Below are 26,066 nucleotides of genomic sequence, written 5' to 3'. Positions count from 1 at the left end.
AAAATCCATTCTTATCTTTTTATTGCTTCCATTACTGCTGGTATACTGAAGAGCCCGCGAGATTGTTCCAGTACTCATCGCAGGATTCCCGGCAATATCCCCCTACGGCGACCTGATCAGGATCGAGATGGGTGAGTGCCAATTCAATAGCCTGGCGGTCCGGGTCTATGATGAAGATCTTTCCCAGATCGTACTCGCCGGTCAGGTCGAACAGGATCTTCAGCTGGTCCTTTCCCACGGCGACCTGCCGCTGGTGTTCGAGGAGGCCTGCAAGGTTTTCCCGGTCCGGGTCCGGTAAAAAAAAGAAGACTTTCTGGCCTGCCAGCGCCACAAGTTCCTCATCCTTCACGGTATCACCGATCAGGACATGGCCGGGAATACCGGTGTCCCGCATGGTACGCATCAGGGCCCGGTACATGCCGTTGATCGCATCGCTCCATTCATATGCATCATCGTAATAGCAGTCGGTTATCGCCAGCATATGCGGGGCGGGAATGGAGCACCAGGAATTTTTTTTCTGAACCACGATCCCTGCTGCATCTTCAATGATTGCCGGAGAGTCGAGATGGAGTTCGCCCGTGGCCTTTCCGTCAGTAACCCCGTTGAGAGTCTCCATTACCCTCTTCCGGTAAAACAGCCCGCCGGCACAGGGCATCAGGATGCCTGCAGTGAGTTGCGGGGCAAGCGACTGGTCCAGCTGAAAGGTCACCATATCCGCGAGACGCCCCCGGTGCTCCGCGATCCATCCCGCGAGCCCGGCGACATCCGGCTGATCCGGCTCCGCGCCGAACGCCCGGGTTGCCAGCTCAAGCCGCTTCGTCATATACAGATCTTATTACTCATAAGCATCTAAAAAGTACTGATGAATCCGCAACCGCTGCTCGTCACCTGCGGGTTGCCGTATACCAACGGCCCCTGCCACCTCGGCCATCTGCGAACATACGTCCCTGCCGATGCGTATGTCCGCTACATGCGGCGGGCAGGCGAGGAGGTCGTCTTCGTCTGCGGTTCGGACAACCACGGGACACCCATCGTCGTCTCTGCCGAAGATGCTGGTATCTCGCCCCGGGCACTCTCGGAACACTACCATCATCACTTCGCCGAGACGTTCAAGAGGATGGGAGTCATCTTCGACCGGTTCGGAATGACCGACGACCCGGCTACCCACCACCGGACGCAGGCCATTGTCTCCGCACTCGTGAAGAACGGCTATATCTATAAGCAGATCGTTCACCAGGCTTACTGCACGAAATGCAGGCGCTTCCTTCCCGACCGGTACGTAGAGGGGATCTGCCCCCATTGCGGGACTCCTGCCCGGGGCGACGAGTGCGACCAGGGCTGCGGCAGGCACCTCGAACCCGGCGAGATAAAAGACCCGGTCTGCAAGGTATGCGGCACGAAGGCCGAGTTCCGGGACCAGGAGCATTATTTTTTTAAGCTCTCGGAATTCAGGGACTTCCTCCTGCCGTTTCTTGAGAACGTGAGGGGCACAAGCAATGCGAAGAACTATGCCATCGGCTGGATTAAGGACGAGCTTCACGACTGGTGCATCACCCGCACGCTCGAATGGGGCGTGAAGTTCCCCGGCCGGGACGATCTCGTGGTCTATGTCTGGGTCGACGCCCCGATCGGGTACATCGCGTTCACCGAGGAATGGGCGGAGAAGAGCGGCAGGGACTGGAAACGCTACTGGTGCGGGGAGAACCGGGTCACCCATTTTATCGGCGGCGACATCATCTACCACCACTCTATCTTCTGGCCTGCGCTCCTGAAGGGTGCGGGCTATGGCGTCCCCCACGCAATTGTGGCAAGCGGGATGGTGAAAGTCGATGACCACAAGTTCTCCAAGTCACGCGGCTACGTGGTCTGGACCAACGACGACTACCTTGACAAAGGCCTTCCGGCAGATTACCTCCGGTATTACCTGCTCGCGTACACGAGCCATACCAAAGAACTCAACTTCTCCTGGAAGATCTTTGGCGAACGGATCAACAATGAAGTGGTCAATATCCTCGGGAATTTTGTGTACCGCACGCTCTTCTTTGCCCAGAAGGAGTTCGGCGGGATCCCCCCCGGCCCGGTCGATCCGGAGATTGTTGCAGAGATCGCAAAGAGCCTTGCCACAGTTGATGCACTCATGCGGGACTACGAGTTCAAAGGAGCAGTCGACGCTATTATGGGGCTCGCGGCTTTCGGGAATACCTATATCCAGAACAATGCTCCCTGGAAACTGGTCAAAACAGACCGGACAGCTGCAGCACGGGTTATCAGGAACTGCGTGCAGATCGTCAAAGCCCTCGCCCTGCTGATAGAGCCGGTGATGCCGGACTCGGCCCAGCGGTGCTGGGAGATGCTGGGTTCCAAAGACAAAGTTGCAGCCCACCCGGTTGGAGACGCGACCTGCCCGGTCCCGGAGACCTGCATCAGTGTTCCGGTACCGCTGTTTGTCAAGATGGAAGATGACCAGATAGCAGAGCTCGATGCCCTGCTCCGGAAACGTGTCGCGGAGGCGAACGGGAAAATGGAAAAGACACCCACCGTATCATTCGAAGAATTCCAGAAACTGGAGATCAGGACCGGCAGGGTTCTCTCCGCCGAACCTGTACCGAAGTCGAACAAGCTCCTGAAACTCATGGTGGATATCGGCACCGAAAAACGCCAGATTGTGGCCGGTATGCAGCAGTTCTATACCCCAGGGGAACTCGTGGGGAAAGACGTGGTTGTAGTCGTTAACCTTGCACCCGCCAGAATCTTCGGTGTGGAGAGCAATGGCATGGTACTTGCTGCCGGGGATGCGGCCTCGATCCTGGTGCCGCTGAAGCCGGTCGAGCCGGGAAGTAAAATACGGTAAATGTATTGCGTTCCGTTCTTTCTGAATTTTATACCAGCGACGAACGGGATGCGATGATGCGGGTTGCTGTGATCTGCCGGGAGGAGAATCGCCCGGGGAAAGCGGTCCGGGGATCCTTCCTGCAACATTTGTATGAGTGATTTCAGATAACGAGTGTTCTTTCCTTCTGCGAAGCAGGAGGACAACCACTCTGATCAAGAGTCCGCAGCATCCGCAATGCCCATCCAGGCATTCTCTGCTTTTCAATGCCGTACGATGAAAATATCCACAAGAAGACTGAACCGTGGGAATGAATACGGATTAGGATAAAAAAAAAGGGCGGATTATTCGAAGAGCCGGTAGTTCGGCGCTTCGTCTGTGATCATGATGTTGTGCGGGTGGCTCTCGGTCATGCCGGCGTTGGTGATCCGGACAAACCTTGCCTTGGTGTGCATCTCCTGGATGGTTTTTGAACCCGTGTATCCCATGGCTGACTTGAGCCCGCCGACAAACTGGTAGATAACTTCGCCCACATGGCCGACATAGGGAGTGACACCCTCCACTCCTTCAGGTACAAACTTCGTGCTCCCGATGTCCTTCTTCTGGAAGTACCGGTCGCTCGACTGTCCCGTACTCATGACACCCAGGGACCCCATGCCGCGGTACTGCTTATACCGCCTGCCTTTCATGGTGATCACTTTCCCGGGGGACTCGTCAGTACCGGCAAACATGCTGCCCATCATGACGCTATCTGCGCCTGCTGCGATCGCTTTTGCAACATCCCCGCTGAACCGGACACCACCGTCAGAGATGACCGGCACATCCGCGCCGTGGGCAACGTCTGCCACCTGTGCAACAGCGGTGATCTGGGGAACGCCGGTACCGGCAACGATACGGGTCGTGCAGATTGATCCAGGCCCGATGCCGACTTTGATCCCGTCCACGCCGGCACTGAGAAGGGCTTCTGCAGCCTCTTTTGTCGCGATGTTACCTGCGATCACTTCCGCTTTGACACTTCCCTTGATCTCCTGGACCGCAGCGACAACTTTCATGTTGTGGCCGTGAGCGCAGTCAACGACGAGTGCATCGACACCGTTCTGGTCAAGAAGTTCCGCGCGGGCAAAATCGAACGGCCCGACCGCAGCAGCTACCCGGAGGTTGCCGGTCTTATCCCTGCTCGCGAGCGGGTACTGGCGCTTTTCGAGCAGGTCCTGCATGGTGATGATACCGATCAGCCTGCCCTTCCCGTTGATGACCGGGAGCCGCTCGACTTTATTCGTATACATGATCTCAAGCGCTTTTTCTGCAGTGATGTCTTCATCTGCCACGATCGGTTTTTTTGTCATGATCGTGGTGATCTTCTCATCTCCCCGTTTTGAGACGATCGCCCGGACATCACGGCGGCTCACGATCCCGATGATCTTGCCCCTGTCCACAACCGGGAGTCCCCCGATACTGTACTGGTTCATCAGGTTCTCGGCATCGGAGACCGTCGCGCTGTCCTCTACGAAGAGGACTTCACGCTCGATCAGCTCTTCAGCCTGCTTGACCACAATAATTTCCTGCAGCGAACGCTCCGGCGTCATGTTCCGGTGAATCACGCCGATACCGCCCTCGCGGGCGAGTGCAATAGCCATCGTTGCTTCGGTCACGGTGTCCATTGCCGCCGATACCAGCGGGATATTGAGATTGATCTTTTTCGAAAACTTCGATCGGGTATCTGCTTCGGAAGGCTCAAGCCACGAGGCCTGCGGTTCGAGCAGCACATCGTCAAAGGTTAATGAGAGTGGCACATCCAGTTTCTCGACAAACATGATTCACCTGATCATGGCAAGTGCGGTCTGGATCAGGTCCTCGCGGACCGTGGCATTCCTGTCCCCGCCGCAGACCATTCCCCGCACACCGATAATATCCGGGTTGATGCGCTTGAGCGCGTCAATATCTTCAAATTTCAGTGCACCGGCAAGGGCTGTCCCGAGGCCCAGTTTCCGGTTCTTCTCGGTAAAGTCGCGGAGCTTCTCCTCGGTCATGAACGCAAACGTGCTCTGCCGGTCCTTGATGCCGGTGTCGACCATGGCAAAATCCGCCCCGCACTTCGCGGCAATCGGTGCCATCTCGAACGGGGAGATCGTGCCCATCCTCTCGTAATCCGAATAGGCAGCTATAACGACAAACTTTTTCGGGAACTCGTCTTTCACGGCCCTGACAACCGCGTGGATGACCTCCTTTGCCTGTTCCTGCCCGTCAAATGCCAGCCCGATCTTCACGTAGTCAGCCCCGGCACAGGCCGCCCCGTAGGCAGCGAGAGATGCCCCGCCTGGCTTGTAATCGAAGTCCCCGATCGCCGCACTCACCGGCTTTTTTGAAAACGACTTGATCTCGCGGATGACCCAGGGATAGTTTGCCCCGAGCGATCCTTCGGAAGGTTTTTTGACGTCGATGATGTCAGCGGCGGTGGAGTGCCTTGCTTCGGCGATAGAGCTTGGGCTGACCAACAATTGCATAAAGTTTAATGATCTTTTATCCTAATAGTGATTGCGTTCGCCTATGGAACTGGTTCTTGCGATGGATTTGAAGAAGAATCTGGTTGTGCATGGTAAATCCGGGAAACGTGCGAGCTACAAACCGCTGGACTGGGGATGTTCCCCGACGGCCGAACCGCATGGTTTTGTCACAGCCGTCGCCCCGAAGTTCCTCTACATCGCAGATCTCGACCGGATCGAAGGGAATGGCTCGCATGACCGCGTTGTCCGGGACTGTGCCCGGCAGGTTGCGGCCTGTTACGTGGACCGGGGGTCCCGGTCCCCGGACGATCTCCTCAACGGTTACCATATCCGGAACATTATCGGCACAGAGACCGGCGGGTCTGATCTCTCGCGATACACGGGTGGTTTCCTGAGCCTCGATATCAGGGACGGCTGCGTCATCCCATCAGGCAGAGATCCGGTCGATTTTCTCAGGAGAGCGAACGGCTGGAAATTTGACGGTTGCATTATTCTCAACATCGGTGCTGTGGGAACGGAGACCGGGATCAACAAGGACACGCTCGGAAAAATGCGGGCCACATATCACAGGAAACTGTTCTATGGAGGGGGAGTTGCAACTGTTGCCGACCTGCAGGCGCTCAGCGATGCCGGGTTTGACGGTGCGATCATTGCCACTGCCCTGCACCGTGGTACCGTACCGCTCGCATGGGTCCGGAGGGGACGCTGTTGTTAATCACGCTGGAAGGAATTGACGGGAGCGGGAAGAGCACATTGCACGCCGCACTCAGGGAACCGCTCGCTGACCTCGCCCCGGTCTTCACCAGCGAGCCGGGGGCTACATGGATCGGTGCGGCGGTAAGACGTGCTATCGCAGAACAGATCGACCCAATCACGGAAGCGACTCTCTTTGTTGCAGACCACGCGGCCCACCTTGCACGAGTGGTCCGGCCCGCCCTTGCCGAAGGAAAACTCGTCATCTCCGACCGGTACAGCGACAGCCGGTATGCCTACCAGTCGGTTACCCTGCAGGGGATCATCCCGGAACCCGAACAATGGCTCCGGGCCATGCACAACAGCTGGACGATCATTCCCGACAAAACGTTTCTCTGCGTGCTTCCTGTAGACGAAGCCCTGACCCGGCTCAAGCCGCAGGACAAGCGGGAGCATTTCGAGCGGCGCGAGGTGCTGGAAAAAGTCCAGAACAATTACCTGTCTTTTGCCCGCGCTGAGCCGTCGCGGTTCGTGATCGTTGATGCGATGCTCCCCCCGGGGACTGTCGCGCAATTTGTTGCGGACGCGATCCGGGTGATGTGGGTGGCGGGGAAGAAGAAGAGAAGGAGGAAGTGAAAGTTTTGCAGTCGGACCAAAATCTTTTTCGATTCTACTTGTTCTGTCATCTCAGTGGACTTGCGATGGAAGCCGCCGCCCCCGGCGGGGCGCCCCCGCGGCGGATCAATTACCTGTCTCCTAAAATTGAATAGGTAATTTGCCCCGCCGTGCTCGAAGTTCTTTGCGAACTTCTCGAATTCGTGGTTCTGATGAACCACTCATATGTCGAAGAATCCTTACGGATTCTTCTCCAGTCAATCCTCGCTGACGCGACGATCGACTCCCCGGAGAGGCCCTGAGGCGGGGAGCCATCGTTTTGTTCGGGTTTCAATCATCAGCAAAAATTTTCATGCGACCTGATATCTCAACAAAATATTTTCATGAGCCCCCACCCTCAGCAAAAAAATTTCCGGACCGGCCACCTCTCACAAATTTTTTTCAATAACTCGTTCATCAATTCCAATCAGTTGTAAATTTTTTTCAAAATTTTTCACGCAGAAAATTTTCCGGAATTTTTTTAATTTTTTCTTTTAAAAATTTTTTCCGGCCCGGATGTGAAAAAAATCCGGTCCTCCCCCTCAATCCACGACGGAAACCGCTCCGGAAGCCACCCTTCCGGGACCACCTTTTTTGGAGTTGACAACCTTTTCAATCCGGCCCCTCTACGGGCCCCGTTTCCCGGAAAAGTGCAAACGGGGCTCAAATAGGGCTCCGTTTGGGATCCGACACCCTCCTGTTTGGCACGAAACTCCTAGTGGATTTGCATGAACAGGGGGTCCGGCAGATCATCACGATTCTTCATCGTGAGGGCCCTGCAATCCGGAGACCCCTGAAGTATAGAAAACCCCGTAAAATCCCCGGTTTGCCAAAAGAGGCATTTTTGGAAAAACGCGTAAGACGCCCGGATTCCAGTGGGGCATAATGCTGGCCCGGAATGCCAGAAAGAGGCAGATTCGGCGTTTTCAAGAGCTGGGTGAGTTTTCGCATAAAAATCTTCGTTAGACCAAAGGGCGGGCGGAGAAAAAAGATGCCCGAAAAAGTGCCTCTACGGGCCTCCGGAGGGCATTATATGCGGTTCAATTTGAGCCCCTTTTGGGTAACGGGGCTTGATACGGAGGCATTCTTACGTCGGAGGATGGGGTTTACGACGGAGGATGGGGACGGGGTTTGGCGGCCCAACTGCGATGGTTTCCCCCCCTGCTTCGAAGAGAGTCGGCGCGATGCAGTCGAAGACTTACGTCTTCTCCAATCACCCCTCGCTGATGCGACGGGTGATTCTCCCGGGTCGCGCATGGGCAAGGTCCTGTACTGTTGATGGCGGGTAATTGAGCCGCCGCGGGGGCGCCCCGTCGGGGGCGGCGGCAGCAATCACATTTTCAAATCAAATTAGCACCCCCTCAAAAACTTGAAAGAAAATTTTTTAAAATGGTACGATGTTGATTGTGGTAAAAAAACAACCTTGATGAAATTTTATCTTAATTTGGAACGCATTGTTTTTTGTACATAATGTTTATAGTTGAAAAGAAGACGTAAAAACATTGTGAGAAATTATGGTTGAAAAATTTTCGGAAGTAGGTATTTGGTGGTTACCAGAGAATCCAGAAAAAAAGGTACATGGAACTTTATCTTATAGTCCAGAAACCGGAGCAAAATTGCAAGTGATGGGCTCGCTTGAAACGTTAGATAATGCAAGCACGGTTCGGGAATATGATATCATTAATGGTTTTACCGGAAGCGAGATCACATTATACAAGTGTTTCACTCAAACTGCCCCATATATGATTTTCAATCCAGAAATAATAACGACAGAATATTTCGCAAATGTCATTTTTAAAGGACATACGTTCAAAAAAGGATCTGATATTAAATTTAAATATGCTCGTACGGGATACAATCATTTAGAATCGTGGTTCTTTCGTAATACCATGTCTTTCACTTCATCTAAAAATGGCGAATTCTCTGTGACAACGAAATCTTTGGATCCTATTACTGCAAATATCGATGATAAATTAAAAATTTCACTGATCTCTAGCAATGAACACAGCGGAGAATGGAAAATTGAAGGAATGAAAGTAACACTCCAAGACAAAGCTTTTGCTGATATTGAGACTTCTATGGATATGAATTTTGAACAATTCATGAACATTTCTTCAAGATTTCAACGTTTTTTGACGATTGCAATAAATAAGCCAATTTGGATTCAATCGCTTGTGATTTTGATTTCAGAAAAAGGAGAAGCAGATAAACCCGTTGAAGTATTTCTTGAAATACAAAGACATCTGCTTGAAAAAGATAAGGTAATACACCCGAGTATGATGCCTTTTTCTTTTGATATTATATCTGATAAATTTGAAAGGATACTTAAAAATTGGTTTGAAAAGAGTTCTCTCATGGACCCCGTTTTTAATCTATATTTCGCATTGCAATACGGGGATAAAATGTATATTGAACACAAATTCTTAAATCTGATTTCTTGTTTAGAATCTTATCATAGAAGACGATACAACGGACAATATCTTACAAACCCGAATTACGATGATTTTAAGCAAAAAATAACTGAATTCTTTCCGATGATCGAAGATTCAAACTATGCCGATTTTAAAACTAAGTTCATCAATTCTCTTAAATATGGTAATGAGCCAAGTTTAAGAAAGCGATTGAATTTTATCTTCAATGACAATAGGCCGATTACCTCGAAATATATAAAAAATCAAGATCTATTTATTAATAAAGTGTTGGACACTCGAAATTATCGAACACATTTTGATAAAGAACTTGAAAAACTTGCAATTTCTGATTTTAGGGAATACAACGAATATAATCTTAAACTTAAACTTCTCGTAGAAGTATGCATTTTCAAAGAATTGGGTTTTAATTTAACTGATATTGAGGCAATACTTGCGAGAAATCAAAAATATCAACACATGCTTTCACAAACTTGAAAAATTTTTTAAGAATAGTCTTGAAAATTTTTTTCCTTCACTTCTTCACAATCGTCACGATCACATCGCCGACTGTGATCACGTCCACCTTTGCCCCTTCCTCCATATAGGAGTACTTTGGCGTGAAGGCATTCTCCGGGATCGCGACTTCGGTGCCTTCGAGCGTGATCGTCTTCGGCGGGTTTGCGAGCTGCTCCGGTGAGAGCGCCCGGACCGCGGTCATGAATGCCTGCGCCTGCTTCCGGAACGTGGGGCCTACTACGCCGCGGTTGAAATCGATGTCAGTGACGACCCGATCGAGTTTAGCTGCATCGGTCCGCCAGTGGACATCAGCATTGAGCGTCCGCCCGGTATCCCCTTCGTCATTGACCGTGTGCGGCGCGTAAATTGTAACTTTGCCGAGCGGGGCGTTGAGCGCAAGACCTGCGTCGTGTTTGTACTTCCGTACTTCGGCAACCACCTGGACGAGCAGGTTGCCTTCGTTGCGGGCATCATCGTCGTCATAGGTGAATGTGACCCACGGTTGCTTGTGGACGCTCCCGCCATTCAGGTATGAGTAGCACTCCTCGGCAAAGTAGGGAGTGAACGGGGCAAGCATCCGGCAGAGGGCATCGAACGCGGTATGGACCACAAGGCAGGCACTCTTCCGGGCCGCATCCTGCTGATAGAGCCGGCCCTTGACGAGCTCGATGTAATTGTCGGCAAGGACATCCCAGGCAAACTCGCGGATAGCCTTGAGCGCGACATCGAACTGGTAGGCTTCCATGGCACCGCTGACCTGTTCCACGGTATCCGAGAGACGGACGAGGAGCCAGCGGTCGGCGAGCGCCGTGACCGGTTCGTTCCCGTCAAACCCTCCTTTTCCGAGCTGCATCAGAGCAAACTTGGTGATGTTCCACATCTTCGTCTGGAACCGGGATGCGGCGACCACGTCGTTCCAGTTGAACATGATATCGGAGCCGGTCGCAGCCCCTATCGCGCCCCACTGACGGAGGGCGTCGGCGCCGTACTTGCTCATGATGTCCTCGGGCACGATGATGTTGCCGCGGCTCTTGCTCATCTTGAAGCCGTCCTCGCCAAGTACCATGCCGTTGACGAGGATCTCGTCCCATGGCTTCTGGCCGGTCAGGGCAACCGAGCGGAGGATCGTGTAGAATGCCCATGTCCGGATGATGTCATGGCCCTGCGGACGGATCTGGGCAGGGAAATACGGCGGGGTACCGCTGCCATCCCAGCCGGTCACGTTGAGGACCGATATGGAGGAGTCCATCCACGTGTCGAGTACGTCCACTTCACCGGCAAACGATGTGCTGCCGCACTTCGGGCACGGATGGCCGGGCTGTACGAGAGTCGGGTCGACCGGGAGATCCTTTTCATCGGGTGTCACCCTCTCGCCGCACTTGGTGCAGAACCAGACCGGGATCGGGGTCGCGAAGATCCGCTGCCGGGAAATGCACCAGTCCCACTCCATCTGTTCGACCCAGTTCTCCATCCGCCGGAGCATGTGCTCTGGATACCACGTTATCTGGTGGGCGGCTTTCTGGATCTCGTCCGGCCTGATCTTCACAAACCACTGGCGCTCGGAGAGGATCTCGATCGGCGTCTTGCAGCGCCAGCAGGTGCCCACGCGCTGTGCGAGTTTTTCCTGCCGCTTCAGGATCTTCTCTTCCTTCATGTCGGCAAGGATCGCGGCCCGGCACGCTGTCGTGTTCATGCCCTTGTATTTACCGGCAATGCCGGTCATCTTCCCCTGCCGGTCAATGGCTTTCCTCAGCGCGAGGTTGTGCTGTTTCCACCAGTGGACATCCTGCTTGTCGCCAAAAGTACAGATCATCACGGCGCCCGAGCCGAATGCGGGATCGACGGCCTCATCCTGGACGACCGGGACATCGTGGCCGAAGAGCGGCACTTTCATGGATTTGCCTTTCAGCACGTGGAAGCGCTCATCGCCGGGGTGCACGGCAACAGCCACGCAGGCTGCAAGGAGCTCGGGGCGGGTGGTTGCGATCTCGAGACTATCGAAATCGAAGTAATTGAGCGTAGTCTCGCGGTCGTCATACGCAACTTCCGCAAACGCGATTGCTGTCTCGCAGCGGGTGCAGTAGTTGACCGGGTGTTCGCTCTGGTAGATATACCCGCTTTTGAGCATGCGTAAAAACGAGAGCTGCGTCCTGCCGTAATACTGCGGCATCATGGTGATGTACTCGTTGCTCCAATCCGTGGAGAATGCCATCTTGCGCAGTGTCTGGCGCATCGCCGCGATGTTCTTTATCGTAAGGTCCCGGCACATCTTCCGGAAATCCTCGCGGGAGACATCGTTCTTTGTGATCTTATTGATCTCTTCCACCTTCACTTCGGTTGGCAGACCGTGGCAGTCCCACCCCTGGGGGAACATCACGTTGAACCCCTTCATCCGCTTGTAACGGGCGAAGAAGTCGATGTAGCACCAGTTCAGCGCGTTCCCGATATGGAAGTTGCCTGTGGGGTAAGGGGGGGGGGTATCAATTACAAACTGGGGCTTTTTCGAATTTTTGTCAAAAAAGTGGTCCTCATCGCGCCAGGTCTTCCTCCAGCGTTCCTCCACTTCGGCAAAATCATAGTTTTTCGGCAGCTGATCTGATGGCACCATTCGGGTCAAGGTTGGTTGTGAAATAAAATATAGTGATCGTATAATATTCCGCATGCCTGGCAGGTACATGCCGGTAATCGTGACTTCCGGGCAAAGGCAGCACAATAAAACTCTTTTTGCTTGAAAACAAATGATGACCAATGCATAGACAGCGGGGCCTCGGGTACGCGGCGGCAATCGTGGGGGGCGCCACCCTCGTCGGCCCCTACCTCAGGCCGGCCTGGCTGATGGGACTCGTCGTTATCCTCTATGCCCTTATCCTCTGGCGTTTTTTCGATACGAAATATTTAACCTTCACCTTCTGTATCCTTTCCACTCTCTATGGTATCGGGCTGTTGCCGTTCTTCGTATTCGCAACGAGCCTCGCCATGCTTGTGCTCGGGGAACTGGTCTTCCAGACGGGCGCCGACGACCTGAATACCTACCTGTACTATATCATTTCCACGGCATGGGCCGGCGTCCTCGTTATGGCGTACCTCCATGAGACCGCGATCCTGACCATCATCTTCGGCATTATCGCGGCGGTGCTCCTGAAGGTGATCCTGCTCAAATACGAGGATTCGCTGATGATTGAGGGAGTGGGTATCGCCATGACCATGTGGCTCATCCAGGAACTCAATTACCAGGCCAACCTCCAGATGGTCGTCGCCGCAGTCATTGTCGGGTTCACGTTCGGGTATTTTGCCTTCCGGTCAAAAACCGCCGACCTTTCCGGGCTCTTCTCCTCGGCACTCGTAGGCATCGTTCTCCTGGTATTTGCTGATGCCAGGTGGTTCATGATTATGCTCACGTTCTTCATCCTGGGTTCCGCAGCGACCAGGTACAAATTCGAATACAAGAAGAGGATCGGCGTAGAACAAGGCCAGAGCGGGGCCCGGGGTTACCGGAATGTTTTTGCGAACGGGATTGTGGCTACTGCTGCTGCAGTCCTGTTCGGAGTTTTTCAGCAGCCGGTCTTTATTGTCGTGTATGTTGGCTGCGTAGCGACCGCTGCTGCAGATACGGTGGCGAGCGAGATTGGAGTGACCGGTGGGATCCCCTACATGATCACAACCTTGAAAAAAGTCCCCATTGGTACAAATGGCGGGGTGACGCTTGTGGGAGAGACGGTGGCGCTCCTGGGCGGCTTTGCGGTCTCACTCGTCGCACTCCTTATAGGCGTAATCACACCGTCGATGCTGGTTATCTGCACTCTCGCGGGTTTTGCCGGAACCAATATTGACAGTTTCGTGGGAGCAACCCTCGAAAACAAGGGCTTCCTCGGGAATGCCGGCACCAACCTGCTGGCAACAATCGGCGGCGGGCTCTTTGCAGTGGCGATATTCATTTTCCTGAAATTTTAAACAGTAAAAATGGTGATTTTCCTTTTTCTGGTTTCACTTCCTTGGTACGGCATCTGAAAATCAATATTTATACCAGCGTCCCTTGCTGTCATATTCACCGCTCATCTGCTGCTGTATCACGACCGTGCTCCCGGCTAGCTTCTTGAAAAAACAGGCTTTGTAACTGTACAAGATGGGGATGAGGAGGAAGCCGGCAAGGAATACGATGACAGCAGTGATCCACATCCCATCAGGACCGATGATAGCAACAAGTTGTTCCGGGGTAAATGCCTGGAGTTGTGCCTCGGTATACCGGGTGATCGGTTCGAGTTTGTCATAGAGAAACGCTTCCCAGACCACCATCAGACAAAAAACGATGCCCAATGTCACGGCAATGCTGACCACGATAAACGCGATCACCTCAGAAAAGTGGGTTGTGACAAGTCCGATACTCCGGTGAATGGAATCAAATACCTTCCGCTCTTCAAACACCGCTGCAGTATCGAAAAAGAGCGTGAGAACGAGACATGGGATCATGATGCAGAACGTGAGAATGACCATCAAGGCCGGGTCGGGTGTTGACCCGGTGAGCGTGAAGGTGACGATGATCAGGACAAACACCACAAGGATAGCAAATATGATGACCAGCTGTGGGAGGAGCACGGGGAAATAGTACCGGATTCCCCCGCCGACCAGTGCCCTGAGGTCCCCGCCATTGTTCCTGATGATGAGAAGCAGTCCGGTAGTAAACAGGAGGAGCAAAAGCCCTGATACGATAAGGAGCCGGCCTGCGAAAAACGTCCCCGACAGGTTGAGGAGGATCCAGAGCACTGCCGCTGATAACCCCCCGATCAGGCCGGGGACCCAGAGCAACGGCATCCGCCGGAGAAGATGGAGAGCCTCCTTGAATTCAGCGATCGCCATCGTTACCGGGTCCTCGGCATGGCAACGATCTCGCGTACCTGGAGGTCAAAGAAACTGCTGGTGTGCGCAGGGCGGATAACGCAGACCGTGTCAGCACCGCTTGCAGTCCCTCCGGCAGCAACAACCTCACCGGTTGCGCCGATTGCGCCCTGGTCTGCGGCAATCAGAACGCATTCGACGGCCACTTTGAGGCCCACTGCAACAACCCGCCGGAGGGCTTCAGCGATGGCTTCCGTGCGGGACCCGCCGCCGACTTTTGTCGAGCGGGAGAGTGCCCGCTCCAGCCCGGAGAGGGCATGGGTACCCGTCACAATCCTGACCCCCTGCTTTTGCAGGCTTTGGGCAGTCTCATGTGAAAATTCCCACTCCCCGGGTTTTGTAAATCCGACCACATGGGTGACGACTACGAGCTGGAGACCGGACCCCTTCATGGCATCGAAGAAAACCTGCGCGGTCTTACCGGACGTGCTTGCAACAACAATGGTCCTGATATTGAGTTCCTGGGCCCGCTGGATGGAAAAACGCGCAGCATCTGCAGTGTTCTCCTCGCCGGGCCGTTCAAAATAATAGGTTTTTCTCTCAACAAATGTCATGAGTACCTTTTATTAAGCCGGGATGGAAAAACTTTGTCAGATTCTGTTCATACCAATAATTGCGAATTTCATTAGTAATCAAGTCTGAGGAACCTTCCATGATTACCCTGGCTCTTGCGGGAAAACCCAACTGCGGAAAATCGACATTTTTCAAGGCTGCCACGATGGCAAATGCTGAGATCGCGAATTACCCGTTCACTACCATCAACCCGAACTTCGGTGTCGGGTATGTGCGGACAAAGTGCGCGTGTTCTGACCTGAAAGTAAAATGCAGCCACTGTATTGACGGCTCCCGCTTCGTGCCGGTGAATCTTATCGATGTCGCAGGTCTTGTACCTGATGCGCACAAAGGCAAGGGTCTGGGCAACCAGTTCCTTGACCACCTCCGGCAGGCCGACGCGATCCTCCACATCATCGATGCGAGTGGCGGGACTGACAGCGAAGGAAACCCGGTCGGGGCGGGAAACCATGATCCTGAAGAGGACGTCAAGTTCCTCATCTTTGAGATGACGATGTGGGTGCATGGGATCCTTGAGAAGCACTGGACGAGGATAAGCCGGCAGTCCCAGGGAAAGGGCGCTGCCATCCAGCAGGGGATCGCTGAGACGTTTACCGGCCTTGGGATCACGACTGAAGATGTGCGCGATGTAGAGCTGAAACTGAAGATCGATCTCGTCCATGCATCGGTTGAGGACCTCATTCCCCTGTGCGCGGAGATGGTGAAAATATCAAAACCGATGCTGGTCGTCGGCAACAAGGTCGACGAGGCCCCAGAGGTCCTGCGCACCAGGCTCGCTGCAGCCCGCGTCGTGTTTGCAAGCGCGGCATCCGAACTGGCGTTGCGGAACGCCGCGGCAGCGCACGTGATCCTGTACCTGCCCGGAGACCCGGAGTTCAGGATCGCGAACGAAGGGTCCCTCTCCCCGGCCCAGAAAGCCGGCCTTGCAAAGATCGCGGATGTAATGAAACAGGGCAATGGCACCGGCGTACAACAGGCCATCAACCAGGCGGTATTCGATCTGCTTGACATGATTGTCGTCTATCCGGTAGAAGACGAGAACCACTACTGCAACAAACAGGGAGACGTGCTGCCGGACGCATTCCTGATGAAGAACGGTTCAACGCCCCATGCCCTGGCATTCCAGGTGCATACGGACATAGGAAAGGGATTTCTCTATGCCATTGACGCCCGGACCAAGATGCGGATCAAGGAGAACCACGTGCTTCGGAACGGTGACATCATCAAGATTGTCAGTGTGGCAAAGTAAATGCGGCACGGTTACTAGTATGGTATGACGATTGTCATCTTATTGTCTGACAATGCGGCCGCACTTTTGGAAAATCCCTGATTTTATGAGATCTTTTACCGGGAAAACCCTCCTTTTTCCACAAAGTTTATAATGGGATAATGTGAACAGAGGATTTACCGAGAACCAAGACGGCAGAGGTGGATTCATGAGTGGGGATATCTATCAGGCACAGGTTATCAGGAATTTCTTTGACTGTATCACCGGGACGGACAGGAACCTGACCCGGATCTATATGTGTGTCATGAGCCTTGCCAAACTCCGCATGGAGCCTCCCGAAAAGATGAGTGCGCTGGTTGACCAGTTGCGCAAGAGCAAGATCCAGAAGGAACTTTCTGTCGACATCCTCGATTACATGTGCGATGCTGCAAACCAGCTGGAACTCAGCACGGTCCAGACCGCGTTTGGTGTCAAGGACATCCGGGAAGTGGCACAGGACTTTACCGGCATCAGCATGGACAGCCTCTGAGCGGACCGTCCTCAATCTTCTTTTCACTCCAGCGGGATTTTTCAAAAAGTGGAGTATTGATCATCCGGACCTAGCTAAGACTCGGGATAACGATCAATCAAAACCCATTGCTTTCTTGTAATCCGTGAGAAGTCTTAGAATCAGTTTCCGGTGCTCTCCCATGGTCTCTTCATCGTCCGGAGAGGTGAGGAGTGCCACTACGTAAACGAGGATGAGAGCATTGTCCAGTTCAAATGTGCCAGGGTCTTCAACCTTCTCGGCCGGCAGGTCGATGGCTATGTATCTGCGCTCTTCCGGGGAAAATGCGAATGAGAGATCGGGTGTTACCCGGGACCTGGTGCGGTCATCTGCATTCGCTCTGATTATGGCGAGTGCCTTTTTCAGTGCCGCATTGGGTCCGCTTTCAGGAATCAATGCTATGGCGTGGGTGCATTCCCGGACCGCATTTTCGTAAAGCCCGAATTTGAAAGCAAGGAACGCGGATGCGATCTCGTGGGCGGTTGAGGACGGAAAACCCGGGAACTGGAGTCGCAGGCGTTCTAGATAGGCATCAAGAAATTTTTCCATCAGGATAGATCCTCCTGTGAGTGAGCTCGCCAGAACCATCTGGGCTATGGTAGTTCCACAGATTCTGAAATCTGGAAATAACCCGAATGCGCCCTGGTTCTGACGTTCAGATAGTACTTTGGAACCAGTGCCACATGAACGTATCCTTATGCTTGCAGTCGGATATATTGAACTCAGGGCATCAATGGTTTATAAGAGAAAGAAGCACCAATATTCCCGCTATCGGTATGGGTGCAGTAATTTTTTCTGATGTGCACTCCGATGCAGACGCTATCGGGGCACTTGCTTCGTGCATCGGGTCTCCGTTCTTCCGGCAGGAGTTTGGCCCGGTCGACGTTCTTATAAACCTAGGAGACCTCCTTCACCGGGGAAGCCGGCCTCAGGAAACCCTGGAAAAGATCCACACTCTTTCTCACGAGTACCGGCTCATATCAATCCTTGGTAACCATGACCACGCATTTATCCACGGCATCCTGGTGAGCGGCAGTGATGCGGCGAGCACCTACCGCCACGAGCAGCTGCGCGACTCCCCCCTTCTCTCTATATTCGACGCGATGCCCATGGAATGGGCAGACCGCGGCATGCTCTTTGTCCATGGAGGTCCGCTTGAACTCGGCAACCAAACCCTCAGACTCAAGTGCTGGCAGCGGCTCTCCCACGAGAGCGGTGACTTTTTTACCGGGTACCATTATACGGCGCCGATGGCATTCGAAGCTCTTGAGAAAAGGGGCCTTACCCATATGTGCTGCGGGCACCAGCACGAGCATATCTGTTGCAGCAAAACCGCAAATGGTATTGTCCAGAACGAGCTTAAATTCAGAATGTTGGGCGGGGAGATCGAACCGGGCAATATCAGGCTTGAAGCAGCGCGTGTACCCCTCGACTACCCGGCGCTCTTCCGTGTCGGAGGCTGTCACGGCTATGCACCAGAATTTGCATACACCGATTTCTCTGCATTCTCCTTCATCCGGATTCTGCTCCCGGCATAAATTCCGGGCCTGATACTGTTGCCCCAGACCGTCTTTTATCTTGGATAAAGATCTGGATCTCCGCAATTTTTGCCCGGTTTGTGCTCTGCATATAAAATCAAAGGCATTTTTTCCCTTTCTTCGCGATATATTTATATTATGTAACCACAGAGTGGTTATTATGCCTCGTGCAGGCGAGGGACGTTCGATACGAATCGATCCTGAGGTGTATGAGGCGCTTCTCACGCTGAAACGTGGGAATATGACGTTTTCCGACGTCATCGCGCAGATGCTCCGTGAATGCTACGGGTGGTCGGACGAATTTTCGGCCAGCCAGCGTGAGCTTGAGGATTTTATCGAAATCCATCCACGATAATGTCTTTGGCTTCATTACGGATCCTGCAAAAGACCGAATGGTGTCTGATCCAATGAAATTGGTGCTTACCGACGATATCAACCAAGACCGGCTCAACTGGCTTGTCGAACGAGTGGACGAGATGTTTTCGGAAGAAGATGATGATGAGAATGATACCTTTAACCACAAAATGCCGACCCGTCCCTCTCACGCTGACCCTTGGCAATTAACCTGAAGTTGCACGTTCTCCCCCGCAATCTCTCTAATTTTTATGCGCAGTTCCTCTACAAGTACCGGGATCTTCTCTCCGCTCTTCAGTCTCCAGTCTTCCAGTTCCTTAAGCGACTGTTTCTCTTTTGATAGTCTCGATTCCAGCTGGTGCCGTTCGCGTTCGAGCGAATTCACCCGGATAAGAACAGGGTGTACGGTCAGGGATTCGCAGGCAGCGGTACACGAGTCCTCCCGGGCCCTGAGTTCCCTGCACATCATAATCATCTCCTGGCAAAACCGAGAGGTATCGGAAAAAATTGAGTGCTCTTCCTTGTTTTTCAGCACAATTTCCCCGCTGCCGATCATCCGTTCAGCTACCGGGCATGCAGCAGTGAGCAGGGCGGTCAGTTCCTGCGGATCCGGCATGGCATGATCCGAGAGGAGTTCCATGGCATGCCGGAGAGCTGAAACTTCGGGCGGGTGCTTCTGTCTGACCGCAATTTTCTCGGCTTTGCGGAATACATGGGACGCGGTCATGGAGAGAGCAGCATAGGAACGCACCATATCATCGCGTTCCCGTTCCTTGGCTGCAAGCGCGGACCTCAGCCCCGAAATCTCTTTCATCTGTTCATCGGAACAAAGGAGACTTGTCTCGTTCCCGATTTTCGTCAGGCGATCCGTTATCTCAGTAATGCGTCCGATAATGCGCTGCTCTTTTTCAGCTGATTTTGCATAATCCGCTTTGAGATCTCTGACTGCGTCGTACAATTCCATCACAATTTTTTCCCTGTCGAACTCTTTCCGGTACCGCCCGAGGGAATCGGTGAGGCCGTTAATCTCCCGCCCCATCGCATCAATACCGGTTCTGACCGATTTCATTTCATCGGGAAAGACGACCTGGAGATACCTCCCCTGTCCCCGCGTACTGTTCAGGCACCCTTTCACGCATTCAACTGCTGCAGAGTAAAATTCGTTTATTTCGTCCGGTAATTCTTTTGCCAGGGACGCGTTCATTGCCCTGACAAAGAGGGGAAGGGAGTTCTTTGCGATACTTTTGAGTTTCGGGTGAATTTTTGGATCGTGCTCGGCACCGGCGATGCTGTTCACGATGTGCTGCAGCTGTGCCGCTGCGTTCCGGATGTTCTGGACAGGTATTGTTGTTTCGGATTCAAGTGTGGACAGGACCGACTCCCTGCGGGCGTCAAGCCATTCCGGAATAGAGTCAAAGGAGATGAGGGTCGGTTCCTGTTCTTTTCTGCTCAGGATCTTTTTCAGAAAATCATGCATACGATGCACCGGATAGACGTTTATGGTCTTGGCGGCTGCCACAGGGACGGTCAATCATTTCGGGCAATCTGGAGGAGCCGTTCTTTTCCTTTGATCTCTCTGAGCACCCGGACGACCGGTTGCGGGACAAGCTCCTCCCATGGTTCACCGGCAAGCATCCGGCGCCGGATCTCGGTTCCGCTCAGGGTCTCGCGCTCATACAATGCAGGTGACTGGACTTTGATGCCCGACTCCCTGAAGAGCTGGATGACGAGGGGGTTTGAAGAGTAACAGGTCTCAAACGGCGGGGCCATCGAACGGACATGGGCCACCCAGAGGGCGTTGCGCTGGATGTCCTCAATCGGGATGACATAGAACGGGCATTCCAGGGAAGCGAGCGCCCGGGTTATCATCAGAACGCGCTCACCGGCGGTAAATGGGTTGTCAACCTGGTGGGAGAGCTGTGCGCTACCGATCCCGATGATGATCTCGTCAACTTTTCCTGCGATATGTTCGAGTACGGACTGGTGCCCGTTATGGTAGGGCTGGAACCTCCCGATATAAAATCCCCGTTTCATGGATGCACTCCCATATTTGCGATCCGGGCAGCAAAGGCACCGGCGGTGAACCCGGCGTCGATGTTCACAACGGCTATGACCGAGCACGACTGGAGCATGCTGGCAAGAGCTGCTTTCCCCTCCCCCATGTAACCATAGCCGACACTCACAGGGACACCGATTACCGGCTTGTCAACCAGCCCGGCAACGACAGCCGGCAGGGTCCCCTCCCTCCCCGCGCAGACTACGAAGACGTTGGCTGCAAGTACGGACTTGAGCGCAGGGAACAGGCGGTGGATGCCGGCTGCCCCCACATCATAGGCAGTCCGTACCTCACACCCCATCTCTTCAGCAATAATCCTGGCCTCCTCAGCGACCCGGATATCAGAGGTGCCGGCGGTGATGATCGCTACTACCCCCCCGGTCTTCCCGGGTGCCGGCCCGTTTCCCAGAATGAGGACTCCTCCGGTATCGCGATATTCTGCTGCTATGCCCTTCTTCGTCGCGGATTCCCGTACTCGTTCAGCCTGATCGGGACTGATGCGTGTGATGATACAGCGCCCCACTGCCTCCGCGTGACGAATGGCAATCTCTGCGAGATGGGGCGGGTCTTTTCCGTCAGCAAGAACCACCTCGGGCATACCGCAGCGTATGCTCCGCCCGAGGTCAATACAGGCAAAATCCCCGATGCGGTCGAGGCGCAGCCCTTCAATGGCCTCGGCCGCCGAATCGAGGGAGATCGCGCCCTCCTTATATTTCCTAAGGAGATCCTGTAACGCCGAGTTTGCCTGCATGGTTGTAATAATACAGATATGGAACAGCGTATAATAAGTTAGTTCATTGCCATGTCGTACCTTCTCTATGTTGCCCTGTTCGGGACTGCAGCCACGATCTTTCTCTGGCTGAGGGACGCGCGGATATTTTTCAGGACGGGGCTTCCGGGATACCGCTCGGCTGCTTACTGGGGTGTTGCCTATGGCGCGCTTGCGACCCTCGGTTTTCAAGTGGCATTCTTCGCTCCCGATTTTGAACTTCTCGGCCTTGGCTTGATCCTTGCGGCGATGTATCTCCTTGTCAACCGGAAAAAGGAGAAGATATGGAAAGATGAAGGTACCCTGCAACGGCTTCTTGGTAGTGTGTCGCCCGGAAGGGTGAATAAGAAATAATGTGATGCGAACAGTACTGAATAAGGACTTTACAACCATGCTCCAGAAACCACGAGGCACGAGAGATTTTTTACCGGATGAGATGGAAGCGCGGCGCGCCACGGAATGGCGCATGCGGGAAGTTGCTCGCCGCTGGGGCTACCGGGAAGTCTGTACTCCGGAGTTCGAGGACCTTGAGCTCTTCACCATGCGCTCTGGCGAGGGAATCGTTGAAGAGATGTATGTTTTTGAAGACAAAGGCGGCCGTAAGCTTGCCCTGCGCCCGGAGATCACTGCAGCGGTCGTACGCATGTACATCAATGAGGCAAAGGTTGCGCCAAAACCCCTGCGCTGGTGTTATTTCGCCGATTGCTTCAGGTACGAGCGGCCGCAGAAAGGGCGGTACCGCCAGTTCTGGCAGTTTGGTGTGGAACTCATCGGCGCTGATACCGCGGCCGCTGATGCGGAAGTGATCATGCTTGCTGCTGACATGCTGAATGCAACCGGCGTGCGGTACGAGCTGAAAGTCGGCCATCTCTCGTTCATGAAAAATCTTCTCAAGGATCTTGAGCCTCCGGCACAGCGCAGGGTCATGGCGCATATCGACAAGAAAGATTTCGACGGGCTCACGGATGCACTCCGGACCATGGAAAAGCCGGAACTCGCGGATTCACTCGTAGCCCTTATCGGGAGCGGGGACCTTGCCGATGCCTTCGAGATTGCAGGGCAGGTTTCAGGGAAAGATCGGATCGAACAGACCATTTCTACTCTCGATGCAGCGGGTGTGAGGTACTCACTCAACTTCGGGATCGCGAGAGGCTTGGACTATTATACCGGTACTGTTTTTGAAGCGTTTGCCGATAACCTCGGGGCTGAAAACCAGATCCTTGGCGGAGGGACATATCGCCTTGCCCATCTCTTCGGCGGGGACGATACTGCCTCCTGCGGGTTTGCCATAGGTTTTGACCGCGTAATGGTCTCCCTTGGGGAGGTCCGGCAGAAAAAAGATACGATTATCAGTATCGTCTGCACAGAAGACGGGCGAAAACGTGCCCTCGAAGTCGCCCGCGCATTCCGCGACTCCGGTATCCGCACCGAGATGGATCTCATGGAACGCGGTCTCGGGGCCCAGCTTGCCCATGCCTCGAAATCCGCGGACTTTGCGGTTGTCATCGGGAAGCGTGAAGTGGAATCCGGGGAGGTTACGATCAAGGATCTGAAGTCCGGTGAGCAGAAGACGATCGGGTTAAAAGCTGCGATTGCCGGGGTGGTTGCGCTTGGCTCTCGCTGACGAGCTCGCCAAACAGCAGCGCAGCATCAGTGTTGCAGAATTTTTTGAGAAGAACAAGCATCTCCTTGGTTTTGACTCTCCCACGCGGGGGGTTATCACCACCATCAAGGAGGCCGTGGACAATGCACTGGATGCCTGTGAAGAGGCACAGGTGCTCCCGGATATTTTCATCAGCATAAAAAAGACCGGTCCCGATATTTTCCGTATTATTGTTGAGGACAACGGGCCTGGTATCATAGCAGCGCAGGTCCCGTATGTGTTTGGCAAACTCCTCTACGGGTCGCGGTTCCACCAGATCCGTCAGACCCGAGGACAGCAGGGTATCGGCATCTCTGCCGCAGTGCTGTATGCGCAGCTGACCAGCGGCCTTCCGACGGTGGTCATATCCCGCACCGGTGCCAAAGAACCGGCCCACCGGTTTGAGATCCAGATCAGGATCGAGACGAACGAGCCGGATATCATCTCCGAGCAGCCCTTTGACTGGGACCGCGCTCACGGCACGCGGGTGCAGATCGAGTTCAAGAGTACCATGTCGGCAAAGAAGAAGCTGCTCGAATATCTCCGGTACACATCCGTAGTCAACCCCCATGCCCGGTTCCGGGTCGAACTGGATGACGAATCGTTCACGTTCGAGCGTGTGAGCCAGGAAGTAATTGCCTGCCCGGTGGCAATACGACCGCACCCTCACGGGATCGAGTTTGGCCAGCTCAAGCGGATGGTGGCGGCAAGCGACCAGGAACTGGCTGATTTTCTCGTTGAAAATTTCAGCCGGGTCGGGAAAAAAACGGCGCAGGAGATGGGTGAACGGGCCGGACTCAAAAGTACGGTAAAAGCAAACGGTCTTTCCATGGACGAACTCAAGTCCCTTCTCTCCGCCATGCAGGCAGTCGGAGTCCCCGCCCCTCCAACCTCCCAGTGCCTCTCCCCTATCGGAGAAGAGTTGATCCGACGAGGACTGGACAAGGAGTTCCAGATGGATTTTGTCGCTGCCCGGACCCGCCCGAGTTCGGTCTTTTCCGGTCACCCGTTCATGGTCGAGGCGGCGATCGGGTACGGGGGAAAACTCCCGGTTGAAGGCAATGCCATCCTCCTCCGCTTTGCCAACCGGGTCCCTCTCATGTACCAGCAGGGGGCCTGTGCCATCACGGAATGCGTCGCGAATATCAACTGGAAATCGTATAACATCACGCAGCAGGGACTCCCGGTGGGACCGGTCCTGATCCTGGTCCATGTGGCATCGACAAATGTCCCGTTTACCAGCGAAAGCAAGGACGCCATTGCCAGTATCCCGGAAATTGAGAAGGAGATTGTTCTCGTTCTCCAAGACCTCGGCCGCGAACTTAAGAATTTTGTCTCGCGCAGGGACAAAAACAAACAGGCCGAAGACCGAGCCCGGGCTGTCTGTGCTATCATTCCCGAGATCGCCTCGAAAGTCAGCGAGATTGTTGAAAAACCGGTTGTAGACACAACACCTATCGAGGGAAAACTTATGCGCAAGATGATTGCCAAAAAATCGTCCCGCGGCGGAAAGGTTACCATCGAACTCGCCAACTATAGCGGGTATGTTGGTGAGATTTCAGTGTATGATATATCCGCCGATCCCGCTGCCGATGCCGTTCCCAAAGCGGATTTTGTGAGCGAGATTGACGGCCAGTTCACCAAAGTCTGGAAAGTAACTGTTCCGTCAAAAGAGGTATGGCGGGCAATGTATACCGGGAAAGGCGGAGGCCTGCTGGATATACGCGGGATAGATGATTCCCGGAAGATGGTGGTGGACCTCGATGTCTAGGGAAGAACTTGAGAAGAAGTCAATGGCAGCCCTGCTCGGGATTGCCAGCGCCTGGTATGATCAGATGAAGGCAGGAGAGATCCCCTCAATCTCGCTCCCGACCCGGACGAAATACAATATTGAGTTCGATGATGCAAGCGAAGTATGGAAATATGGTGACCGGGAGAGCATGCGCACGGCCGCTTCAGCCAAGAGCGCCACGCACCTCCTGAAAATGGCGTATGTAATCGGGTTTATCAAGCAGCAGCTGACCGAGAACCGGTCTTCGACCCTGAGAGAGATGTATTATATCTCGGAAGGGTGGAAGCGCGCAAAATTCAGTGCCCAGGACGAGAGCAACTTCCTGATCGAAGACCTCGAGATCCTCTCGGAAGTCCCCCGCGAGGGGTTCCATCTCCACCCCGAAGAGAATGGTGCTTCTATTTATGGCCCGATGCGGATCCGGGAAGAGACGCGTCGCGGGATGAAGACGATCCATTGCCAGGACGATGTCGGGCAGGCGGGATACACGATTCCCAACAATGTGGAGAATATTGAATTTGTTGATCACAACGCCAAGTTCGTTATCGCTATAGAGACAGGTGGTATGTACGACCGTCTCATCGAGAACGGATTTGACGAGGAGTTCAACGCGATTCTCGTGCACCTGAAAGGACAGCCGGCGCGTTCGACCCGTCGCATGCTCAACAGGATAAGTTCGACTTGGGATCTTCCCGTGCTCGTTTTCACCGATGGCGATCCATGGTCGTACCGCATTTTTGCGTCCGTTGCCTATGGTGCTATCAAGAGCGCACACATGTCGGAACTTCTGGCCACTCCAAGATCGCAGTTCCTTGGCCTGCAGCCAAGCGATATCCGGGACTACAACCTTCCTTCCGACAAGCTGACCGAAAAAGATGTGGAGGCACTCAATGCCGAGCTGACAGACCCCCGTTTTGCCACGGACTACTGGAAAAAACAGATCATCTTTCAGATCGACATGGGGCTGAAGTCAGAACAGCAGGCATTTGCAGCACGCGGGCTTGATTTTGTGACGAAGAAGTATCTGCCGGAAAGGCTGTGTGAGATGGGGATAATCTAGGTTATT

General features: G+C 53.8%; 23 protein-coding genes. 13 read left to right on the top strand and 10 right to left on the bottom strand.

The features are described 5' to 3' along the window. Positions 1 to 31: 31 nt before the first annotated feature. Positions 32 to 823 carry a hypothetical protein gene (locus tag ABSB80_RS08500; RefSeq protein WP_428370065.1) on the bottom strand — a complete coding sequence of 264 codons (792 nt, stop codon included), beginning with the start codon at positions 821 to 823 and terminating at the stop codon, positions 32 to 34. A gap of 39 nt (positions 824 to 862) precedes the next feature. Here ABSB80_RS08500 and metG point away from each other — a divergent pair, with 39 nt between their 5' ends. Beyond that, a complete protein-coding gene (gene metG / locus ABSB80_RS08495; protein ID WP_428370063.1) occupies positions 863 to 2,851 on the top strand; it encodes a methionine--tRNA ligase in 1,989 nt (662 codons plus the stop codon). Between the two features lie 323 nt (positions 2,852 to 3,174). Here metG and guaB read toward each other — a convergent pair whose 3' ends face one another. Both guaB and ABSB80_RS08485 read right to left on the bottom strand, forming a co-directional pair. Next, on the bottom strand, positions 3,175 to 4,644 hold the full coding sequence (guaB, locus tag ABSB80_RS08490; RefSeq protein ID WP_428370061.1) for an IMP dehydrogenase: 1,470 nt from the start codon (positions 4,642 to 4,644) through the stop codon (positions 3,175 to 3,177). A gap of 3 nt (positions 4,645 to 4,647) precedes the next feature. Continuing rightward, positions 4,648 to 5,334 (bottom strand): (5-formylfuran-3-yl)methyl phosphate synthase, encoded by a 687-nt coding sequence (locus ABSB80_RS08485; RefSeq protein WP_428370059.1) that lies wholly within the window; start codon positions 5,332 to 5,334, stop codon positions 4,648 to 4,650. Between the two features lie 43 nt (positions 5,335 to 5,377). On the opposite strand from ABSB80_RS08485, the gene ABSB80_RS08480 reads away from it, so the two are divergent. The 3 genes from ABSB80_RS08480 (at position 5,378) to ABSB80_RS08470 (ending at position 9,587) form a co-directional block, all read left to right on the top strand. Continuing rightward, positions 5,378 to 6,049: a HisA/HisF-related TIM barrel protein gene (locus ABSB80_RS08480; protein ID WP_428370057.1), complete on the top strand. Its 672-nt coding sequence runs from the start codon at positions 5,378 to 5,380 to the stop codon at positions 6,047 to 6,049. Beyond that, the gene (gene tmk, locus ABSB80_RS08475) at positions 6,043 to 6,663 is read left to right on the top strand and encodes a dTMP kinase (protein WP_428370055.1); all 621 of its coding nucleotides are present in this window, start codon (positions 6,043 to 6,045) and stop codon (positions 6,661 to 6,663) included. Before ABSB80_RS08480 ends, tmk begins: the two co-directional genes overlap by 7 nt. Before the next feature lie 1,532 nt (positions 6,664 to 8,195). Then, complete coding sequence (locus ABSB80_RS08470) at positions 8,196 to 9,587, top strand: ApeA N-terminal domain 1-containing protein (protein ID WP_428370053.1); 1,392 nt, start codon at positions 8,196 to 8,198, stop codon at positions 9,585 to 9,587. 37 nt (positions 9,588 to 9,624) lie between these two features. Here ABSB80_RS08470 and ABSB80_RS08465 read toward each other — a convergent pair whose 3' ends face one another. Then, the gene (locus ABSB80_RS08465; protein WP_428370051.1) at positions 9,625 to 12,216 is read right to left on the bottom strand and encodes a valine--tRNA ligase; all 2,592 of its coding nucleotides are present in this window, start codon (positions 12,214 to 12,216) and stop codon (positions 9,625 to 9,627) included. Positions 12,217 to 12,356: 140 nt separating this feature from the next. Between ABSB80_RS08465 and ABSB80_RS08460 the strand changes: the two genes are divergently transcribed. Then, positions 12,357 to 13,559 carry a TIGR00297 family protein gene (locus tag ABSB80_RS08460; RefSeq protein WP_428370049.1) on the top strand — a complete coding sequence of 401 codons (1,203 nt, stop codon included), beginning with the start codon at positions 12,357 to 12,359 and terminating at the stop codon, positions 13,557 to 13,559. Between the two features lie 60 nt (positions 13,560 to 13,619). Here ABSB80_RS08460 and ABSB80_RS08455 read toward each other — a convergent pair whose 3' ends face one another. Continuing rightward, positions 13,620 to 14,462 (bottom strand): DUF7847 domain-containing protein, encoded by an 843-nt coding sequence (locus ABSB80_RS08455; protein WP_428370047.1) that lies wholly within the window; start codon positions 14,460 to 14,462, stop codon positions 13,620 to 13,622. Positions 14,463 to 14,464: 2 nt separating this feature from the next. Next, on the bottom strand, positions 14,465 to 15,055 hold the full coding sequence (locus ABSB80_RS08450) for a pyruvate kinase alpha/beta domain-containing protein (protein ID WP_428370045.1): 591 nt from the start codon (positions 15,053 to 15,055) through the stop codon (positions 14,465 to 14,467). Positions 15,056 to 15,153: 98 nt separating this feature from the next. On the opposite strand from ABSB80_RS08450, the gene ABSB80_RS08445 reads away from it, so the two are divergent. Together ABSB80_RS08445 and ABSB80_RS08440 are read left to right on the top strand one after the other, a co-directional pair. After that, complete coding sequence (locus tag ABSB80_RS08445; RefSeq protein ID WP_428370043.1) at positions 15,154 to 16,323, top strand: redox-regulated ATPase YchF; 1,170 nt, start codon at positions 15,154 to 15,156, stop codon at positions 16,321 to 16,323. A gap of 187 nt (positions 16,324 to 16,510) precedes the next feature. Then, complete coding sequence (locus tag ABSB80_RS08440; RefSeq protein WP_428370041.1) at positions 16,511 to 16,831, top strand: hypothetical protein; 321 nt, start codon at positions 16,511 to 16,513, stop codon at positions 16,829 to 16,831. Between the two features lie 93 nt (positions 16,832 to 16,924). Here the strand turns inward: ABSB80_RS08440 and ABSB80_RS08435 are convergent, their stop codons facing one another. Further along, the gene (locus ABSB80_RS08435) at positions 16,925 to 17,398 is read right to left on the bottom strand and encodes a hypothetical protein (protein ID WP_428370039.1); all 474 of its coding nucleotides are present in this window, start codon (positions 17,396 to 17,398) and stop codon (positions 16,925 to 16,927) included. A 227-nt stretch (positions 17,399 to 17,625) separates the two neighbouring features. Between ABSB80_RS08435 and ABSB80_RS08430 the strand changes: the two genes are divergently transcribed. Both ABSB80_RS08430 and ABSB80_RS08425 read left to right on the top strand, forming a co-directional pair. Further along, entirely contained in the window at positions 17,626 to 18,387 is a 762-nt protein-coding gene (locus ABSB80_RS08430) for a metallophosphoesterase family protein (protein ID WP_428370037.1), read from the top strand. 160 nt (positions 18,388 to 18,547) lie between these two features. After that, a complete protein-coding gene (locus ABSB80_RS08425) occupies positions 18,548 to 18,742 on the top strand; it encodes an antitoxin VapB family protein (RefSeq protein ID WP_428370035.1) in 195 nt (64 codons plus the stop codon). Between the two features lie 186 nt (positions 18,743 to 18,928). On the opposite strand, the gene ABSB80_RS08420 is transcribed toward ABSB80_RS08425, so the two are convergent. From ABSB80_RS08420 to larB, 3 genes are read right to left on the bottom strand one after another with little or no spacing between them, the layout of a single operon-like run. Beyond that, complete coding sequence (locus ABSB80_RS08420) at positions 18,929 to 20,218, bottom strand: hypothetical protein (protein ID WP_428370033.1); 1,290 nt, start codon at positions 20,216 to 20,218, stop codon at positions 18,929 to 18,931. A 50-nt stretch (positions 20,219 to 20,268) separates the two neighbouring features. Then, positions 20,269 to 20,775 carry a nicotinamide-nucleotide adenylyltransferase gene (locus tag ABSB80_RS08415; RefSeq protein ID WP_428370031.1) on the bottom strand — a complete coding sequence of 169 codons (507 nt, stop codon included), beginning with the start codon at positions 20,773 to 20,775 and terminating at the stop codon, positions 20,269 to 20,271. After that, positions 20,772 to 21,548 carry a nickel pincer cofactor biosynthesis protein LarB gene (larB, locus tag ABSB80_RS08410; RefSeq protein ID WP_428370029.1) on the bottom strand — a complete coding sequence of 259 codons (777 nt, stop codon included), beginning with the start codon at positions 21,546 to 21,548 and terminating at the stop codon, positions 20,772 to 20,774. The genes ABSB80_RS08415 and larB overlap by 4 nt, the downstream gene beginning before the upstream one ends. A gap of 51 nt (positions 21,549 to 21,599) precedes the next feature. Here larB and ABSB80_RS08405 point away from each other — a divergent pair, with 51 nt between their 5' ends. The 4 genes from ABSB80_RS08405 to ABSB80_RS08390 are packed head-to-tail and all read left to right on the top strand — an operon-like array spanning position 21,600 to position 26,060. Then, on the top strand, positions 21,600 to 21,920 hold the full coding sequence (locus tag ABSB80_RS08405; protein WP_428370027.1) for an ABC transporter permease: 321 nt from the start codon (positions 21,600 to 21,602) through the stop codon (positions 21,918 to 21,920). Between the two features lie 37 nt (positions 21,921 to 21,957). Continuing rightward, on the top strand, positions 21,958 to 23,190 hold the full coding sequence (gene hisS / locus ABSB80_RS08400) for a histidine--tRNA ligase (protein WP_428370081.1): 1,233 nt from the start codon (positions 21,958 to 21,960) through the stop codon (positions 23,188 to 23,190). Beyond that, a complete protein-coding gene (locus ABSB80_RS08395; RefSeq protein ID WP_428370025.1) occupies positions 23,177 to 24,979 on the top strand; it encodes a DNA topoisomerase VI subunit B in 1,803 nt (600 codons plus the stop codon). Before hisS ends, ABSB80_RS08395 begins: the two co-directional genes overlap by 14 nt. Beyond that, the gene (locus tag ABSB80_RS08390) at positions 24,972 to 26,060 is read left to right on the top strand and encodes a DNA topoisomerase IV subunit A (RefSeq protein WP_428370023.1); all 1,089 of its coding nucleotides are present in this window, start codon (positions 24,972 to 24,974) and stop codon (positions 26,058 to 26,060) included. The genes ABSB80_RS08395 and ABSB80_RS08390 overlap by 8 nt, the downstream gene beginning before the upstream one ends. Positions 26,061 to 26,066: the final 6 nt, after the last annotated feature.

It is taken from the genome of Methanoregula sp., from assembly GCF_050010295.1.
Taxonomy (GTDB): Archaea; Halobacteriota; Methanomicrobia; order Methanomicrobiales; family Methanospirillaceae; genus Methanoregula.
The sequence above is the reverse complement of the archived record's forward strand: the minus strand, read 5'-3'. Positions and strand labels throughout refer to the sequence as shown.

Coding starts and splice junctions, on each gene's coding strand:
- ABSB80_RS08500 (WP_428370065.1), bottom strand. CDS start 823: ATGACGAAGCGGCTTGAGCTGGCAACCCGGGCGTTCGGCGCGGAGCCG.
- metG (WP_428370063.1), top strand. CDS start 863: ATGAATCCGCAACCGCTGCTCGTCACCTGCGGGTTGCCGTATACCAAC.
- guaB (WP_428370061.1), bottom strand. CDS start 4,644: ATGTTTGTCGAGAAACTGGATGTGCCACTCTCATTAACCTTTGACGAT.
- ABSB80_RS08485 (WP_428370059.1), bottom strand. CDS start 5,334: ATGCAATTGTTGGTCAGCCCAAGCTCTATCGCCGAAGCAAGGCACTCC.
- ABSB80_RS08480 (WP_428370057.1), top strand. CDS start 5,378: ATGGAACTGGTTCTTGCGATGGATTTGAAGAAGAATCTGGTTGTGCAT.
- ABSB80_RS08470 (WP_428370053.1), top strand. CDS start 8,196: ATGGTTGAAAAATTTTCGGAAGTAGGTATTTGGTGGTTACCAGAGAAT.
- ABSB80_RS08465 (WP_428370051.1), bottom strand. CDS start 12,216: ATGGTGCCATCAGATCAGCTGCCGAAAAACTATGATTTTGCCGAAGTG.
- ABSB80_RS08460 (WP_428370049.1), top strand. CDS start 12,357: ATGCATAGACAGCGGGGCCTCGGGTACGCGGCGGCAATCGTGGGGGGC.
- ABSB80_RS08455 (WP_428370047.1), bottom strand. CDS start 14,462: ATGGCGATCGCTGAATTCAAGGAGGCTCTCCATCTTCTCCGGCGGATG.
- ABSB80_RS08450 (WP_428370045.1), bottom strand. CDS start 15,055: ATGACATTTGTTGAGAGAAAAACCTATTATTTTGAACGGCCCGGCGAG.
- ABSB80_RS08445 (WP_428370043.1), top strand. CDS start 15,154: ATGATTACCCTGGCTCTTGCGGGAAAACCCAACTGCGGAAAATCGACA.
- ABSB80_RS08440 (WP_428370041.1), top strand. CDS start 16,511: ATGAGTGGGGATATCTATCAGGCACAGGTTATCAGGAATTTCTTTGAC.
- ABSB80_RS08435 (WP_428370039.1), bottom strand. CDS start 17,398: ATGGAAAAATTTCTTGATGCCTATCTAGAACGCCTGCGACTCCAGTTC.
- ABSB80_RS08430 (WP_428370037.1), top strand. CDS start 17,626: ATGGGTGCAGTAATTTTTTCTGATGTGCACTCCGATGCAGACGCTATC.
- ABSB80_RS08425 (WP_428370035.1), top strand. CDS start 18,548: ATGCCTCGTGCAGGCGAGGGACGTTCGATACGAATCGATCCTGAGGTG.
- ABSB80_RS08420 (WP_428370033.1), bottom strand. CDS start 20,218: ATGCATGATTTTCTGAAAAAGATCCTGAGCAGAAAAGAACAGGAACCG.
- ABSB80_RS08415 (WP_428370031.1), bottom strand. CDS start 20,775: ATGAAACGGGGATTTTATATCGGGAGGTTCCAGCCCTACCATAACGGG.
- larB (WP_428370029.1), bottom strand. CDS start 21,548: ATGCAGGCAAACTCGGCGTTACAGGATCTCCTTAGGAAATATAAGGAG.
- ABSB80_RS08405 (WP_428370027.1), top strand. CDS start 21,600: ATGTCGTACCTTCTCTATGTTGCCCTGTTCGGGACTGCAGCCACGATC.
- hisS (WP_428370081.1), top strand. CDS start 21,958: ATGCTCCAGAAACCACGAGGCACGAGAGATTTTTTACCGGATGAGATG.
- ABSB80_RS08390 (WP_428370023.1), top strand. CDS start 24,972: ATGTCTAGGGAAGAACTTGAGAAGAAGTCAATGGCAGCCCTGCTCGGG.